Consider the following 16460-nt stretch of genomic DNA (forward strand, 5'->3'; position numbering starts at 1 on the left):
GCCCGCTTTTGCCCGCCGGCAGCGCCGCGTTTCCTTTTTTCGACGGGCTTATTCGAGGCCCAGGAGCACAGCGTATGACCTCTTCAATTCGCCTTTATAACACCCTGGCGCGGGCCAGAGAGCCGCTGCGCACCGGCGATCCCGACCGGGTCACGATGTACGTGTGCGGCCCCACCGTTTACAACTACGCCCACATCGGCAACGCCCGTCCGGCGGTGGTATTCGACGTGCTGGCGCGCCTGCTGCGCCAGCGCTTTTCGCAGGTGATCTACGCCCGCAACTTCACCGACGTGGATGACAAAATCAACGCCGCCGCCGCCGAAACCGGCGTGCCAATCGGCGCCATAACGGCGCGCTTTATCGACGCTTACCACGCCGATATGCAGGCGCTGGGCGTGCTGACGCCGGACATCGAGCCGCGGGTCACCGGGCATATCCCGGATATTCTGGCGATGATTGAGGTGCTGATGGCGCGCGGTAACGCCTACGAAGCGGAGGGGCACGTGCTGTTCCACGTTCCGTCATTTGCCGAATACGGCAGGCTCTCCGGGCGCAGCGTCGAGGACATGATCGCCGGCGCGCGGGTAGAAGTGGCGCCCTACAAGCGCGATCCGATGGACTTCGTGCTGTGGAAACCTTCCACCCCGGAACAGCCGGGCTGGGACAGTCCGTGGGGACGCGGGCGGCCGGGCTGGCACATTGAGTGCTCGGCGATGATCGAGCGCAACCTCGGTACGACTATCGACATTCACGGCGGCGGCCAGGATCTCATCTTCCCGCACCACGAAAACGAGATAGCCCAGGGCACCAGCGCCCACGACGGAACGCTGTACTGCCGCCACTGGGTGCACAACAGTTTCGTCACCGTGGAAGGGCAGAAGATGTCCAAGTCGCTGGGTAACGTGCTGCTGGTGCGCGATCTGCTGGCCGACGCGCCGGGCGAGGCCATCCGGCTGGCGCTGCTCTCCACTCACTACCGGCGGCCGCTGGACTGGAACCAGCGGCGGCTGGCCACCGCCCGGCAAACCCTGACGCGCTTCTACCGCGGGCTGGAGAGCGTGGATCATCTGGAAGCCGACATAAATGCCGCGCCGGACAGCGAGGTGCTGGCGGCGCTGGATAACGATCTCAGCATCTCCGGGGCGCTGACCCGCCTGCGCACGCTGCTGGCCGGTCTGGAAAGCGCCGACAATGATGCCGTGCGGACTGAGATTAAATCTCGCCTGCTCGCCTCCGCCCGGCTGCTGGGGCTCTTGCAGCAGAAACCCGCTGACGCTCTGGCGGCGCTGCGCGCGCCGTCTGCTGGCCGCCGCGCCCCCGCGCTCGACGTCGCCCGCATTGAGGCGCTGGTGGCCGAGCGGGAGCAGGTGCGCCGCGACGGTGATTTCGCCCGGGCGGACGCCCTGCGAGACGAGCTGGCGAAGGCCGGCGTGGTGGTCAGCGACACGCCGCAGGGCAGCAGCTGGGCGGTGGCCGAGGAGACAATATCGTGAGCCGCGGTTGCAAGGCGTGCGGGGAGAAACACCGCATCGTGAAGCGCGGGCTGGCCGGAATGATTATCCTGCCAATTCGCGGCTATCAGCGCTTTATCAGCCCGCTGCTGGCCCCGCGCTGCCGCTTTTATCCCACCTGCTCGCATTACGCCATCGAGGCGGTGCAGACCCACGGCGCGTTCAAAGGCATGTGGCTGGCGTTGTGCCGGGTGCTGCGCTGCCATCCGCTGCACCCGGGCGGCGACGATCCGGTACCGCCCGCCAGGCCGGGGTCGCGCAAATGCTGATCCGCAAACTTTTTCGCTTCGAAAACGCCCACATCGTGCGCGGCTGCAGCTCCGAACGCTGCGCCCGCTCGGTGCACGGCCACTCCTATCGGGTGGAGCTGCTGCTGGAAGCCCACGCGCTCGATAACGGGCAGATGGTGTATGACTTTGGCCTGCTCAAGGGCGACGTGCGCTGTCTGATAGACGCCTTCGATCACGCCATTGCCCTGTGGTCCGGAGACGATGCGGATTACCTGGAGGCCATGCAGCGCCACTCGGCGCGCTGGGTGCTGATCCCGGTATCCCCCAGCGCCGAGCAGTTCTCGCGGCTGTTCTTCCGGCTGGTGGATACCGCCCTGTCGCTCACCGATATGCGCAACGGCGAAGAGGGCGTGCGGCTGCATTCGGTGATCGTCCACGAAACCGAGACCGGCTACGCGCAGTGTTTTCGCGAGGATGCCGATAATCCGCGGATGGGCCGCATCGATCTGGACGCTATGACCTTTTCCCCGGCGATCGTAAATGAGTGGCCGGATCCTGAACTGTTTGAACGCCTGCGGCGCGGCGAGCGGCGGGCCAATCCGCTGCCTTGTCCGCTGCCGCGGCAGGAGAGTGCCGATGCGTAACCGTCCGTTATCACTGTCGCCTGCGGGCGGGAGCCTGAACAACGCCGCTGCTCCGGCGCGGCCGCCGGGGGTCACCGTCACCTCTACGCTGCTGGTTGTCGCCATCATTGCCGGATCGCTGATCGGCCACTTCCGGCCCGAGGCGGGCGAGTGGCTGGGGGATCGGGTAGACCACACCCTGCTGACGCTGGTCAGCCTGCTGTTCTTCGGCGTGCGCTTCGGCGCGCTGGTGCAGGCGGTGGGCCAGATGCGCTTTCTTATCATCCCGCTGCTGGCCAACTTCGTGCTGGTGCCGCTGATAGGCTACGGCGTGGCCTCGCTGTTCCTCGCCGGGCATCCGCTGTTTATGGTCGGGCTGATTATCTATTTTATCTCGCCGTGCACCGACTGGTTCCTCGGCTTTACCCGCCTGTCGGGCGGCAACGTGGCGCTCGGCACCACGCTTATCCCGCTCAACATGATCGCCCAGCTGCTGCTCTATCCCGTGTACCTGCAGCTGTTTACCCGCCATCTGGTGCAGGTGGAGGCCGGTACCCTCGGAGATACGCTGCTCAACTGGTTCCTGGTGCCGCTGGCTATCGCCGTGGTGCTGCACCAGGCGGGCCGCTGGCTGCTCGGCAAGGCGCGGTTCGCGCGGGTGCTGCAGGTTGCCGATCAGGCCACGCCGTGGGTTATCGCTCTGCTGGTGCTGGAGATTTTTGCCGCCAACATTCCGGTGATCCTGGCCCACCGCGGGGTTTTCGCGTGGGTACTGCTGGCGGTGTTCATCTTCTTCGTTCTTACGTTCCTGCTCGGCGAGGGCATTAGCCGCCTGTTCCGGCTGCGCTATCCCGAGCACGCGCTGCTCACCATGACCATTGCCGCGCGCAACGCCCCGCTGATGCTGGCGGTGACCATGGCGGCGCTGCCGAATCAGCCGCTGGTCTACGCCGCGCTGGTGATCGGCATGCTGGTGGAGTTCCCGCATCTGACCGCCCTGCGGCGCCTGCTGCTCGCCGCCCGCCGTCGCCGCGACAGCCAGCATCCTCTTTTCCCAACCGGACGCGCGGCGTCGGCGCAGGCCGACGACAGCGCGGCCTCTTCATCGTCAGGAAAATCATGATCCGTAAAAATCCGCGCGGCGACCTGCCGCAGATCCACCCCAGCGCCTTTGTCGATCCCACCGCCGTGCTGTGCGGGCTGGTTATCGTTGAAGAAAATGTCTTTATCGGCCCGTACGCGGTGATCCGCGCCGACGAGATGGACGCTCAGGGCCACATCGATCCGATTGTTATCGGGGCGCACTCCAATATTCAGGACGGGGTGGTGATCCACTCCAAATCCGGCGCCAGCGTGCGCATCGGCCAGCGTACCTCCATCGCCCACCGGGCGATCGTCCACGGTCCCTGCACGGTGGGCGACGGCGTGTTTATCGGCTTTAACAGCGTGCTGTTCAACTGCACGGTAGATAACGGCTGCGTGGTTCGCTACAACGCGGTGGTTGACGGCGTTCACCTGCCGCCGGGCTTCTACGTGCGCTCTACCGAGCGCATCGGCCCGGACACCGATCTCCCCTCCCTGCCGCAGGTGCCCGCCGCCGCCAGCGAGTTTTCCGAAGACGTGGCCCGCACCAACAATCAGCTGGTTCACGGCTATAAAAACATTCAGAACGAGTTTTAAATGACAGAACACGCGCAATCCCAATCCATTACCGTCACGCTGCCCGATGGCGCGCAGCGCGCCTTTGACCACCCGGTTTCTGTCGCTGAGATCGCCGCCAGCATCGGCCCGGGGCTTGCCCGCAACACCGTTGCCGGCAGGATCGACGGGCGCCTGGTGGACGCCGGGGATCTTATCGATCTCGACGCCCGGGTAGAGATCGTCACCCCCGCCGACGAGGCGGGGCTGGAGATCATTCGCCACTCCTGCGCGCACCTGCTCGGGCACGCGGTGAAGCAGCTGTTTCCTGGCGCGAAGATGGTGATCGGCCCGGTGATCGAAGAGGGCTTTTATTACGACATCGCCTACGAGCGCCCCTTTACGCCGGAAGATCTGGCGGCCATTGAGCAGCGGATGAAGGTGCTGATCGCCCAGGATTACGACGTGGGCAAAAAGATGACGCCGCGCGTCGAGGCGATTGCGCTGTTCCGCGCCCGGGGCGAAGACTACAAGCTGCGGCTGATCGATGATATGCCGGACGAAGCGACACTCGGGCTCTATTTTCATCAGGAGTACGTGGACATGTGCCGCGGCCCGCACGTGCCGAACACCCGCTTTCTGAAGCACTTCTGCCTGACCCGCGTCTCCGGCGCCTACTGGCGCGGCGATGCGAAGAACGCCCAGCTCCAGCGCATCTACGGTACTGCCTGGGCCGATAAAAAGCAGCTCGACGCCTGGGCGCAGCGGGTGGAGGAAGCGGCTAAGCGCGATCACCGCAAGCTGGGCCGCGAGCTGGATCTGTTTCACTTTCAGGAAGATGCCCCCGGGGCCGTATTCTGGCACCCGCGCGGCTGGACGGTGTTCCTCCAGCTGATTGCCTACATGCGTCGCCGCCAGCAGGACGCGGGCTACGTGGAGGTGAACTCCCCGGACGTGATGGACCGCAGCCTGTGGGAGATCTCCGGCCACTGGCAGAACTACCGCGACCATATGTTCACCACCGAAACCGAGGACGGCCGCGCCCTGGCGCTCAAGCCGATGAACTGCCCCGGCAGCGTGCTGCTCTATCGCCACGGCCTGAAGAGCTACCGCGACCTGCCGATCCGCATGGGCGAGTTCGGCAAAGTCCACCGCTACGAACCTTCCGGCGCGCTGCACGGCCTGCTGCGGGTGCGCCATTTCACCCAGGACGACGCCCACATCTACTGCACCCCGCAGCAGATGGACGCCGAGTGCCGGGAAGTGGTGGCGCTGGTGCTGGACATCTACCGCCAGTTTGGCTTCGACGACGTGCGCATCAAGCTCTCCACCCGGCCCGATAACCGGATGGGGGACGACGCCACCTGGGACGTGCTGGAAGACGCGCTGGTGCAGGCGCTCGACGGCATGGGGCTGGAGTACCGGCTCAACCCCGGCGAAGGCGCGTTCTACGGCCCGAAACTGGAGTTCGTCCTGCGCGACGCCATCGGCCGCGACTGGCAGTGCGGCACCCTGCAGGTGGACATGAACCTGCCCGAGCGCTTCGGCCTGGAATACGTGGATGAAGACGGCCAGCGCCGCCGCCCGGTGATGCTGCACCGGGCGCTGTTCGGCTCTCTGGAGCGTTTCACCGGCATTCTGATTGAGCACTACGCCGGCAGGCTGCCGGTGTGGCTGGCGCCGGTGCAGGCAGCGGTATTGTCGATAACCGAAGCGCATGCTGATTACGCCGCCGACGTCGCGCGGGTGCTGTGCGGCGCGGGGCTGCGCGCCGAAGCCGACGTGCGCAACGAGAAAATTGGCTACAAAATTCGCGAGCAGACGCTGCAAAAAGTGCCGTTTCTGCTGGTGGTTGGCCAGCAGGAAGTGGACGACGGCAGCGTAACCCTGCGCAGCCTCGACGGCAAAAACCTCGGCACCCTGCCGCTGGCCCAGGCCATCGCTTTTCTGCGCGAGCAGGCGCTGGCGCCCGATGACGAAGCGCGCCGGCAGGCGCAGCAGCAGCGCCTGGCCGCGCTAAATATCGTTCCGGACAGTGCCCGGGAGGTAACCCCATGAGCAATCAGGTAAATCCCGAATCCCGCCGCGCCGATCTGCTGGTGATCGGCGGCACCGTGCTGCTGCCCGGCGGCGCGCTGGAGCAGATTAATATCGCCGCCCGGGACGGCCGCGTCGTGGCGCTGGGAGATCTGAGCGGCTGGAGCGCGGAGGAGACCCTCGACGCTAGCGGCCTGCACGTGCTGCCCGGCGTTATCGACAGCCAGGTGCATTTTCGCGAGCCGGGCCTGACCCATAAAGAAACTCTCGAAGCCGGCACCCGCGGCGCGGTGCTCGGCGGCGTAACCGGTATCTTTGAGATGCCCAACACCAGCCCGCTGACGCTGGCCCCTGCCGATCTGCAGGGCAAGCTGGATGCCGCCCGCGGCCGGGCCTGGTGCGACTACGCCTTTTATATCGGCGGCTCGGCGGTCAACGCCGAACGGCTTGCCGAACTGGAAAACCTGCCCGGCTGCGCCGGGGTAAAAGTGTTTATGGGCAGTTCCTTCGGCGATCTGCTGGCGGACGATACCGAGGTGCTGCGCCGCATTCTGCGCCACGGCCGACGGCGGATGGCGGTACACGCCGAAGACGAAGCCCGGCTGCGCGAGCGCCGGCCCATCGTCGAAGCCAGCGGCGACGTGCGCCAGCACGCCCTCTGGCGGGACGTGGAGAGCGCATTAATGGCCACGCAGCACATCGTGCGGCTGGCGGAGGAGGCCGGGCGGCGGCTGCACGTGCTGCATGTCTCCAGCGCGGAAGAGATCGCGTTTCTCGCCGGACACAAGCAGCGGGTCAGCGTCGAAGTGACGCCGCACCACCTGACGATGAGCGCCCCCGAGTGCTACGAGCGGCTGGGAAGCTTTGCGCAGATGAACCCCCCGGTGCGCGAGCAGCGCCATCAGGACGCGCTGTGGCAGGGCATCCGCGACGGCGTGGTGGACATCATCGGCAGCGATCACGCGCCGCACACCCGGGAGGAGAAGGGCAAGCCGTACCCAAATTCCCCCAGCGGCATGACCGGCGTGCAAACCCTGCTGCCGCTGATGCTCGATCACGTTAACGCCGGGCGCCTGAGCCTGCAGCGGCTGGCAGATCTCACCAGCGCCGGGCCGGCGCGGCTGTTCGGTCTTGAAAGCAAGGGGCGCATCGCCCTCGGCTTCGATGCGGATTTCAGCATCGTCGACCTGCGGGCACAGCGCGTGATTACCAACGACTGGATCGCCAGCGTCAGCGGCTGGACGCCGTATGACGGGCTTGGGGTTACCGGCTGGCCGATTCACACGGTGATCCGCGGCCATGCCGTGGTGCGCGACGAGGCGCTGGCAGATGCTCTGCCGCAGGGCGAGCCTTTGCGCTTCCTGGAAGTCCCGCCGTTCCCCGAAACTGAAAAGAGCGCAGACCATGAATAAAGAAACAGCATCATCCGACAGCGCGCTGTTCGCCGCGCGCCGCTCCATCGAGCAGGTCGAAGAGGGCGAGGAGCTGGCGCCGAAATTCGACGAGCGCGGGCTTATCACCTGCGTCACCACGGATGCGCAGAGCGGCGAAGTGCTGATGCTCGGCTACATGAACCGCGAGGCGCTGGAGGCCACCATCCGCAGCGGAGAGGCGCACTACTGGAGCCGCTCCAGGCAGGCGCTGTGGCACAAGGGCGCTACCAGCGGGCTTATCCAGCAGGTGCGCGAGATCCGCGTCGATGACGACCAGGACGCTATCTGGCTGCGGGTAGATATTCGCGGCGGCGCGAGCTGCCACGTCGGCTACCGCTCCTGCTTCTACCGCATCGTGCCCCACGGCCCCGACGCGGCGCAGCCGCTGGAATTTGCCGAGCGCGAGAAGGTGTTCGATCCGCTGGAAGTGTACGGCGACGCGCCGAATCCGACGCAGCTGTGAGGGGCGGGGTGAGGCATGCCGCTTTTTAAGGGAGGAAAGGTTATGAAATATCCAGTTTACTTACATCAGGCTGAAAGCGGCACCTTCTCTGGCTTTGTACCCGATCTTGAGGGTTGTTACTTTGCAGGTGATACCATCGACGATGCGATCGCTGATGCTCATGCGGCCATCGATGTGTATCTGGACTATCGCAGTGAAAAAGGTCTGGATGTGCCTGCTGCACGGACCATAAACGATCACAAAGATTATGAAGATTGCCGGGGCGGAATTTGGGCTATCGTTGATATCGATACCGCTAAATACGATGGTAAAGCAGTTAAATTAAATATTACGTTACCGCATAATTTATTATCCAGAATAGATGCATATGTCACGAGTAACAGAGATTATTCCAGCCGAAGCGGATTTCTTGCAGAGTTAGCCAGAAGAGAGTTACTGAAGCATTCCTGATTTATTATCCATTTAACTATGTCAAAAGCCCACGACGTGGGCTTGATTTTTTATTAGAAAACGTGCTTAGTAATCAGCGATAGCGTGGTCTAGGACTTAATCGTTCTACTACTAATATGGCAATGGATATTTTGAGAGGGCGAGGATGAAAGCAGTTAAAGGGATTTTTCTTATTTCAGTTTCCATATTAAGTGCTGTGTTAATATACCGGCGGTCATTACCTGTTCAAGTAATGGCAATTTATCAGGATAATAATTTCACGGATATTTTAGTTAAAGATTTTCCGCTCAGCGAGCATGGCAAGAGAGAATGGTGGGGAACAAATAAAGATAAAATGGAAAAGGAGTTTGATTTCCCTAAAAAAGACGCTCAAGGGAGATATAGAATTATAATTTGGTCGTTTGGTGATGGCTATAAAAAAATGCCGAACCATGATAATCGACTTAGCACTGAAACATCAGATCTTTTATGCTTCGAAACACTGAAAAAAGAAGCTAATTGTATTGATAAAAAAAGGCTAATGACGATTGAGAAAAATTTGAACGGACCTGAGTTAATAACGGTACAATGAATTTTATAATGTTAAGAGTATGAAAGTAAAATGTCGTCCCCTAAATAATTCAAGTTGCTCGACTGAGCAATTTGATGCTTTTACCGTGTCACTGCGCAGTCGCTGGACAGGTATCTCGCCGCGCTGAGGCCATTGCCAGCATTATGGGTATTAGAATGTTGCTCAGGGCATCACATCAAAGATGCTTCGTCATGCAAACCGTATTATTATTCCACGCGCCAGATCATAACCCTCAGGATAACGTAGATGAACAGCGATGAGCAGAGGCTTCTGCAAAAGGCTTTTTCAGCCAAAGATAATGCCAGGCTGAACGACATTCTTGCCCGGGATGAGAAGAAAACTGACTCGCTGCAATCTCTCATCCGCGAGCTTGAGAAACGCTTTTGGGCTGGGGTGATTTGTATAGGGCTTATCATGGCTGTTTGCATATACGGCATGATAAGTGGACATCGGGACAGCTTGATTTCATATGGTATTGTTCTCTTGTTGGGCTCCGCGATTGTCTATTTTGTTATACCGATGAATCTGGCATGGAAGGCCTGTAAGTTTAGGCGTAGGAATAATGATGGGTTATTTTGACAGGTGTTGCTACTTGTACAATCTTATCTGTTAGATGCGGTTAAATCGCGGAGTGTGATATTGCTTAAGCTCAGACTTGGTTTGACCTTGCTGAGGTACAGAGATTACCTAATCTGAGAGACAGCTCTGTGCCAGAGGCGGACATTGAGTAATCGAACAATGTTAATTAGTAGGGGGCTGGGATAAATATGATGATTTGGTTCAATGTGTTAGCACTCACGAAATAAATGAGCGTTGCATTGGTCTATCCTCATGTTTCTGAAGAAGATATAACTAATATCGGGGAGCAAGTCAGTTTTCGGTACCATAGCATTTTTCTAATTCACATATTTTTATTCCTATTGTCCAGGACAGCGCACCGAAAAAGCCATCGAAAAAAAGACACTCGGAAATATTTGTGGTGCCAGCAAGTGTGGATTGTTGGTGGGTACTACTCAAGCGAAACCCTAATTATGTGTGTTTCCGCTACACTGACAGAATTAGAGAACAGTTGTGTTCCCTTTGGCGCGCTAACTTCTGTAATGATTTTGCAAGTGCCAATTCCTTTTATTTTTTTGGATAATGCTGGAGAATCATGTGGAAAATTGAGGCGTTCTACATTTAAGGGGTGCGGCTTAAAGTATTGAATCATAGTTGCTTCAATGGTTTCGAGAATATCAGCGAAAGGCAGGATTGGCGGTTCGAGGGGGGATGGGCGATAAAGAACAATAGAGGTAGTCTGTGTGCTTGGTCGTCGATTTTGTTCCGCCAGTAACTTCTGTAGTTTCTCGTGCCCCTCACCAAGACGGTCTTGAGCTTCACGTTTCGCCGATTTGGCGATTCCAATGTATTCAATTCGCAATGGAATTAACGGACAGTTTTCTGCGTAAAGTAAAAGAAAGGACAGATTGCAAGGAAAACTCTCAGTGCCAGGGCCGGATCCTCTAAACTCGAAGCAGTCTGGAAAAACACCGTACCTTGTCGCGCGTACATCCGCAAATGGAATCGGTGACCGAAAGAAAATTTTGTGCTCCGTAACTGAACCCGGCGTGAACTCAAATTTAACAGTCGATACGAAATGGGTAGAAGAAATTTTTCGTATAGAGCTCGGAATAACTTCGGCCCTGGAATGGGTAACTAGAGAATATATTCGGAAACCACCAAACTCGCCCTGTAAAAATAAACGATGATCGTCGCTAATGCGAATTACTTTTATACCTTCCATAATTCCTGTCGGTTGGTTCATATGCTCGATATAGGATGGATCGACAACTGTAGCTGGACCGGTTGTAAAATAAAGCATAGGAATATTCTTTTATTTAACCTTACATGCATTAATAATAACCTATCAGTCTGTTCTGCAATAGCTTTCTTTAAGCTTGATGATAGCTTCAGCTCCTCGCTCAAAGCAGACTATCCGAACCGCCTACTAAAACTCCTAAACCCAATAACCCCGCCCGCCCACGGCGGGCAGGGTCATCACTCAGTCCAGATAAAACACCGCTTTCAGCTCTTGGCTTACCGGGCTGTTGTCGGCGTTGGCGGGCATCACCTCGCGCATGTGCTTCCACCAGCGCTGGCACACCTCGGTGTCGGCCACCGCGTTCCAGCGCGCTTCGGATTCGATCTCGACGGTGGCGAACAGCAGGCTGCGGGCCTTGTCGAGGTAAATCGCGTAGTGGTGCGCGCCGTGGGCTTTCAGCACCGCTTCCAGTTCGGGCCAGATGGGCGAGTGGCGGCGCTCGTATTCGTCGTGCGCGTCGGGATTAACCTGCATCACAAACGCTTTGCGGATCATAGCGCCTCCAGATACAGGGCGCGCACCTCGTCGCGGCTGGCGCTGCGCGGGTTGCACGGCGCGCACGGATCGGCCAGCGCCTTGTCCAGCCAGCCTTCGATATCGGCTTCGGTGACGCCGAGCTGGCGAAAGCCCTGCGGAATGCCGACGGCGGCGCTGAGATCGCGGATGGCCTGAATTGCCGCCGCGCTGGCCGCGTCGTCGCTCATGCCGCGGGTATCGACGCCCATCGCCTGCGCCACGCGGGCGAAGCGGGCAACGGCGTTCGGGCGGTTAAAGTTTTCAATAACCGGCAGCAGGATGGCGTTGCAGACGCCGTGGGGCAGGTTGTGGGTCGCGCCCGGCTGGTGCGCCAGGGCGTGTACCAGGCCCAGTCCGGCGCTGTTGAACGCCATTCCCGCTAGGTACTGACCGTAGGCCATCTGCTCGCGAGCTTCGAGATCGCGCCCGTTTTCGACAGCTTTTGGCAGCCAGAGGGTAATCAGGCGAATCGCCTCCAGCGCGTTAGCGTCGGTAAGCGGATGCGCGCCGACCGATACAAACGCTTCCACCGCGTGGGTCAGGGCATCCATGCCGGTGGCGGCGGTGACGGAGGCCGGGATATCCAGCATCACGCTGGCGTCGTCTACCGCAATATCAGGAATGATATTCGGGTCGATGATCACCTCTTTCACCTGGCGTTCGCTGTCGATGATCACCGCGTTGCTGGTCATTTCGGCAGCGGTGCCGGCAGTGGTGTTAATCGCCACCAGCGGCACGCCCGGGTTTTTAACTTTGCCGACGCCGGAGTAGGCGGTGGACGGGCCCGGATTGGCGGTGAGGATCTTAATGGCTTTCGCCGTGTCGATCGGGCTGCCGCCGCCGAAGGCGATGAGGTAGTCGCACTGCGCCGCCTGATAGGCCGCGTAGCCGCGCTGTACCAGCGCTTCGGTCGGGTTGGGGAAGACCTCGTCAAACAGCTGCCAGGGCATCTGCTGCGCGTCCAGCGCCGCAAACAGACTGTCGAGCAGGCCCAGCTTGACCAGCTGGCCGTCGGTGACAATCAGCGCTTTGCCCCACTGTTTGCCCGCCACCAGATTTACCATATCGCCGATCGCGCCCGCGCCGTGCAGGCTGATTTTCGGCAGTGCCAACATAAAGCTCATCACATGCTCCTGCGGTTAGTTGTACAGCGCCAGGGCGGAGGCCAGCGGCGTCACGCCAAAGCGTTTGCCGAGCGCTTCCAGCTGCGCGCGGGTAATGGTCTGCTTCATGCCGCCCATCGACTGCACTTTGACGAGGATCTCTGCCGATTTTTCGGCGGTGTCGATCAGGCCAAACGCCTCGTCCAGCGTCGGGCCGCTGCCGAAGACGCCGTGGAACGGCCACAGCACCAGCGAGTGTTTATGCATGGATTGCGCGGTGGCTTCGCCGATCTCGTCGGTGCCTGGCACCAGCCACGGCAGGATGCCGACGCCGTCCGGGAATACCACCAGACACTCGGTGCTGCCTTCCCACAGTTTGCGGGTGAACATCTCGGTGCTGTTCTCCAGCACGTAGGTCAGGGCAATCAGGTTGGTGGCGTGGCAGTGCATGATCACCCGATCTTTGCCGCCGGTGGCCTTGATGCGCTCGCAGTGGGAGAGGAAGTGGGCGGGCAGCTCGGAGGTCGGCACCGCGTCGTCGGTCAGGCCCCACAGGATGTGATAGCCCGCGCCGTCGCTGTCCACTTTTACCACGCCGAGATTGGCCGCCGGGCTGAGCTGCACGTTGCGGAAGAATTTGCCGGAGCCGGTAACGATAAACGGCGTGTTGGCCAGGGCCGGCATCGGCTGGCTGAGAGCGATGTAGCGCGGCTGCGGGTGGAAGTCGGCTTCGTAAGGGGCGATATCGGCGTCGTCGAGGCGCAGGGTCAGGTTGCCGCCGTTGCGCTCGTCCCAGCCTTTCAGCCAGGCGTCGGTAGTGGCTTTGATCATGCCCTGGACGAACCAGGATTGAGTGATGGTCTGCATTGTGATGTTCCTTAGAGCCTGCTCATTAGGCTAATTGAGTTGCCGTTTTAGCGCCGGGCAGTACCCGAAATCCTCACGTACTCCAGTACGTTCCGTTTTCTTCGCGCTGGCCGGCCGGCATATACGCCTACTGAGATAGGCTCTTAAAATGCCGGACGCGCGGCGCACGCCCGGCAGGGGATTAGTTACGCTTCGCTAAAATGTCTTTTTCGTAGTGGCGCACGCTGTCCAGCCACTGGCTGCCCGCCGGCGCGTCGTGGCGCTGGCAGTACATCTCCCACACCGCCTGCCACGGCAGGGATTTCTGCTCTTCCAGCAGCGCCAGGCGCGCGGTGTAGTCGCCGTCCAGCTCCAGCTGGCGCAGCTCGGCGGTGGGCTCCAGCAGGGCGCGCAGCAGGGCTTTCTTCATGTTGCGGGTGCCGATAACCCACGCCGCGATGCGGTTGATGGAGGCGTCGAAGAAGTCGAGGCCGATATGCACCCGGTCGAACAGGTTGTGGCGAATGATTTCGCTGGCGATAGCCTGGGTTTCGTCATCCAGCAGCACCACGTGGTCGCTGTCCCAGCGCACCGGGCGGCTGACGTGCAGCAGCAGGCGCGGCACGAACAGCATCGCGGCGGAGATCTTGTCGGAGATAACTTCCGTCGGGTGGAAGTGGCCGGCATCCAGGCACAGCGCGGTCTGGCGGCTGGTGGCGTAGCCCATGTAGAACTCGTTGGAGCCGACGGTGTAGCTCTCAGCGCCGATGCCGAACAGCTTGCTCTCCACGGCGTCAATGTGGTGCGCCGGATCCAGCTTCTCGCTAATCACCTCGTCCAGCGCTTCCATCAGGCGCTGGCGCGGGGCGAAGCGGTCTACGGTCAGGTCTTTCATGCCGTCCGGGATCCAGATGTTCATCACCGACGGCGTGCCGAGCTGCTCGCCGAAGTAGGCCGACACGCTGCGGCTGGCCTTGCAGTGGTCAATCCAGAATTGGCGGATCTCGTCATTGGCGTGGGCCAGGGTAAAGCCGTCGGCGCTCAGCGGATGGGAGAAGCAGGACGGGTTAAAGTCGAGCCCCAGGTGGTGTTTTTTCGCCCATTCAACCCAGTTTTTGAAGTGCTCCGGTTTGATCTCATTGCGGCCCACCGGCGCGTCGGATTCCAGATAGATAGCGTGCAGGTTCAGGCGCTTCGGGCCGGGGATCAGGCTCAGAGCCTGCTCCAGATCGGCACGCAGCTCGCTGGCGTTGCGGGCTTTACCCGGATAGTTGCCGGTGGCCTGAATACCGCCGGTCAGGGAGCCGCCCGGATTTTCGAAGCCGGCGACGTCGTCGCCCTGCCAGCAGTGCATGGAGACGGGCAGGCGATCGAGCTGCTTCAGCGCGGCTTCGACATCGACGCCGACCGCGGCGTAGCGGTGTTTCGCCAGTTCCCAGGCTTGTTCAAGTTGAGTGGTCATGCGCAAAGCTCCTTGGTCTGTTGGGGGCGAAACGCCGCGGCTCGGCGGGCGATCTCGCTATTCTGATTAGGGATAAAGGTGGTCAGGGCGTGGTTGTCGCGCACCACCTTGCGGAAATCGTCAACGTTATTGAGTTCGTCCAGCGCCATCAGCTGGACGCCAATGTTGCCCAGCGTCGAAGCCTCTACCGGCCCGGCAATCACCGTGATGCCGCAGGCGTCGGCGCAGAGCTGGTTGAGCAGGGCGTTCTGGCAGCCGCCGCCCACCACGTGCAGCTGCGAGAAAGCGTGGCCGTGCAGGTCTGCCAGCTCGTTCAGCACCCGGGCGTACAGCAGCGCGAGGCTGTCGAAAATGCAGCGCGCCAGTTCAGCGGCGGTGTCCGGCACCGGCTGGCCGCTTTCGCGGCAGGCGGCCTGAATTTCGGCGCTCATGTTGTTCGGGTTGATAAAGCGGTCATCGTTGGGATTGATCACCGCGCGGCAGGCGGGCAGCGCCGCGGTTTCGCTGATTAAGGCGCCAATATCACTGACGTTCTGCTCTTTGATCACCCGCTGCAGCAGCCAGAGGCCCATAATATTTTTCAGCACCCGGTAGCGGCTTTCGGCGCCGCCTTCGTTGGTGATGTTATTGGCCAGCGCAACGTCGCTGGTGCAGGGGGTTTTGCTCTCGTAGCCCATCAGCGACCAGGTGCCGGAAGAGAGATAGGCCGCGTACTGGTCCGCCAGCGGGGAGGCGATCACCGCACTGGCAGTGTCGTGACTGGCGACGGCCACCACCGGAATTTTATTGCCCAGCGGGCAGATCCAGTGGCCGATAACGTTGCCCGGATGGGTCGGCGTGCCGAACCAGGCGCGGTCGGCGCCGGCCCACTCAAGCAGCGCGTCATCCCAGCTGTCGGTGTTGATATTGACCATCTGGGTGGTGGTGGCGTTGGTGTATTCCCAGTTCATTACGCCGGTCAGGCGGTAGCTGAAGTAGTCGGGGATCAGCAGGGCGCGGGAGACGTTTTTCAGCAGGTCGGGCTGCTGCTCGCGCAGGGCGCGAAACTGATAAAGGGTGTTGAACGGCAGAAACTGGATGCCGCTGCGGCGGTAGATCTCCGCCCGGCCGAGCTGCGCTTCGGCGCGCTGCATAACGCCCCAGGTGCGGCTGTCGCGATAGGACACGGGCGGACCAACGCGCTCGCCGCGGGCATCGAGCAGCACCACGTCCACGCCCCAGGTGTCGATGCCGATACTGTCTATCAGGATCCCGTCATCGCACACCTTTTTCAGGCCGAGGCGGATCTCCGCTTCCAGCGCGTCCACGTCCCAGCAGTCGCTGCCGTCGATTTTTTGCAGGGTGTTTACAAAGCGGTGCATCTCGCGCAGCGACAGGTGCTGGCTCTGGCGATCGTAGCTTGCCAGCATGACGCGCCCGCTGGAGGCGCCTAAATCCACGGCGACACAATGACGAAAACTCATGGCAGGAGTCCTTCTGATAATCGATGGCGTCAGTCTGAAACAGAAATGGCGGGCAGACCTTCTCGCCACGGACAGGCGAAAATGGGCGCTGGCAAGAAAGCAAAGGTGAACGTGAGAGGCTTCACAGTTTTGGCCGAAGTGCGCGCGGGCGGCTGGTGTGACGGCCTGCGCATTTCCCGATCTTTCCCGTCTTTTCTTGAAATTCGCGCAGCTTTTGCGTCTTTTGCTGTCGAAAATTGAAGGTGCGCGGCGG

At 60.6% G+C, this 16460-nt stretch carries 18 protein-coding genes; 12 read left to right on the plus strand and 6 right to left on the minus strand.

All coding sequences use genetic code 11. The features are described 5' to 3' along the window. Positions 1-74: 74 nt before the first annotated feature. From cysS to QZ766_RS09715, 11 genes are all read left to right on the plus strand, one after another. The gene (gene cysS / locus QZ766_RS09665; RefSeq protein ID WP_297200793.1) at positions 75-1493 is read left to right on the plus strand and encodes a cysteine--tRNA ligase; all 1419 of its coding nucleotides are present in this window, start codon (positions 75-77) and stop codon (positions 1491-1493) included. Between the two features lie 59 nt (positions 1494-1552). Continuing rightward, positions 1553-1780, plus strand: a complete 228-nt coding sequence (yidD, locus tag QZ766_RS09670) for a membrane protein insertion efficiency factor YidD (protein ID WP_297201001.1) — start codon at positions 1553-1555, stop codon at positions 1778-1780. Then, the gene (locus tag QZ766_RS09675; protein WP_297200795.1) at positions 1774-2385 is read left to right on the plus strand and encodes a 6-carboxytetrahydropterin synthase; all 612 of its coding nucleotides are present in this window, start codon (positions 1774-1776) and stop codon (positions 2383-2385) included. The genes yidD and QZ766_RS09675 overlap by 7 nt, the downstream gene beginning before the upstream one ends. Further along, a complete protein-coding gene (locus QZ766_RS09680) occupies positions 2378-3487 on the plus strand; it encodes a hypothetical protein (RefSeq protein WP_297200798.1) in 1110 nt (369 codons plus the stop codon). Before QZ766_RS09675 ends, QZ766_RS09680 begins: the two co-directional genes overlap by 8 nt. Continuing rightward, entirely contained in the window at positions 3484-4044 is a 561-nt protein-coding gene (locus QZ766_RS09685; protein WP_297200800.1) for a carbonate dehydratase, read from the plus strand. Before QZ766_RS09680 ends, QZ766_RS09685 begins: the two co-directional genes overlap by 4 nt. Further along, entirely contained in the window at positions 4045-6060 is a 2016-nt protein-coding gene (thrS, locus tag QZ766_RS09690; protein ID WP_297200803.1) for a threonine--tRNA ligase, read from the plus strand. Continuing rightward, positions 6057-7451 carry a dihydroorotase gene (locus QZ766_RS09695; protein ID WP_297200806.1) on the plus strand — a complete coding sequence of 465 codons (1395 nt, stop codon included), beginning with the start codon at positions 6057-6059 and terminating at the stop codon, positions 7449-7451. Before thrS ends, QZ766_RS09695 begins: the two co-directional genes overlap by 4 nt. Further along, on the plus strand, positions 7444-7935 hold the full coding sequence (gene hisI, locus QZ766_RS09700; RefSeq protein ID WP_297200809.1) for a phosphoribosyl-AMP cyclohydrolase: 492 nt from the start codon (positions 7444-7446) through the stop codon (positions 7933-7935). Before QZ766_RS09695 ends, hisI begins: the two co-directional genes overlap by 8 nt. Before the next feature lie 42 nt (positions 7936-7977). Then, a complete protein-coding gene (locus QZ766_RS09705; RefSeq protein WP_297200812.1) occupies positions 7978-8385 on the plus strand; it encodes a type II toxin-antitoxin system HicB family antitoxin in 408 nt (135 codons plus the stop codon). A gap of 145 nt (positions 8386-8530) precedes the next feature. Further along, positions 8531-8956 (plus strand): DUF943 family protein, encoded by a 426-nt coding sequence (locus tag QZ766_RS09710; RefSeq protein ID WP_297200815.1) that lies wholly within the window; start codon positions 8531-8533, stop codon positions 8954-8956. Between the two features lie 246 nt (positions 8957-9202). Then, positions 9203-9535 carry a hypothetical protein gene (locus QZ766_RS09715; RefSeq protein WP_297200818.1) on the plus strand — a complete coding sequence of 111 codons (333 nt, stop codon included), beginning with the start codon at positions 9203-9205 and terminating at the stop codon, positions 9533-9535. 430 nt (positions 9536-9965) lie between these two features. Here the strand turns inward: QZ766_RS09715 and QZ766_RS09720 are convergent, their stop codons facing one another. The 6 genes from QZ766_RS09720 to rhaB all read right to left on the minus strand — a co-directional run bounded on the left by QZ766_RS09720 (position 9966) and on the right by rhaB (position 16207). Next, positions 9966-10817, minus strand: coding sequence for a hypothetical protein (locus QZ766_RS09720; RefSeq protein ID WP_297200821.1), 852 nt, complete (start codon positions 10815-10817; stop codon positions 9966-9968). 180 nt (positions 10818-10997) lie between these two features. Continuing rightward, a complete protein-coding gene (gene rhaM / locus QZ766_RS09725) occupies positions 10998-11312 on the minus strand; it encodes an L-rhamnose mutarotase (protein ID WP_297200824.1) in 315 nt (104 codons plus the stop codon). Next, positions 11309-12457 (minus strand): lactaldehyde reductase, encoded by a 1149-nt coding sequence (fucO, locus tag QZ766_RS09730; RefSeq protein WP_297200827.1) that lies wholly within the window; start codon positions 12455-12457, stop codon positions 11309-11311. Before fucO ends, rhaM begins: the two co-directional genes overlap by 4 nt. 15 nt (positions 12458-12472) lie before the next feature. After that, positions 12473-13303 (minus strand): rhamnulose-1-phosphate aldolase, encoded by an 831-nt coding sequence (gene rhaD, locus QZ766_RS09735; RefSeq protein WP_297200830.1) that lies wholly within the window; start codon positions 13301-13303, stop codon positions 12473-12475. Positions 13304-13484: 181 nt separating this feature from the next. Further along, complete coding sequence (rhaA, locus tag QZ766_RS09740) at positions 13485-14744, minus strand: L-rhamnose isomerase (RefSeq protein WP_297200834.1); 1260 nt, start codon at positions 14742-14744, stop codon at positions 13485-13487. Further along, on the minus strand, positions 14741-16207 hold the full coding sequence (gene rhaB, locus QZ766_RS09745) for a rhamnulokinase (protein ID WP_297200837.1): 1467 nt from the start codon (positions 16205-16207) through the stop codon (positions 14741-14743). The genes rhaA and rhaB overlap by 4 nt, the downstream gene beginning before the upstream one ends. Here rhaB and QZ766_RS09750 point away from each other — a divergent pair. Continuing rightward, positions 16193-16447 carry a hypothetical protein gene (locus QZ766_RS09750; protein WP_297200842.1) on the plus strand — a complete coding sequence of 85 codons (255 nt, stop codon included), beginning with the start codon at positions 16193-16195 and terminating at the stop codon, positions 16445-16447. The genes rhaB and QZ766_RS09750 overlap by 15 nt on opposite strands. The last annotated feature ends 13 nt before the right edge of the window (positions 16448-16460 follow it).

The organism is uncultured Pluralibacter sp., from assembly GCF_913775985.1.
In the GTDB taxonomy this organism is placed as follows: domain Bacteria; phylum Pseudomonadota; class Gammaproteobacteria; order Enterobacterales; family Enterobacteriaceae; genus Pluralibacter.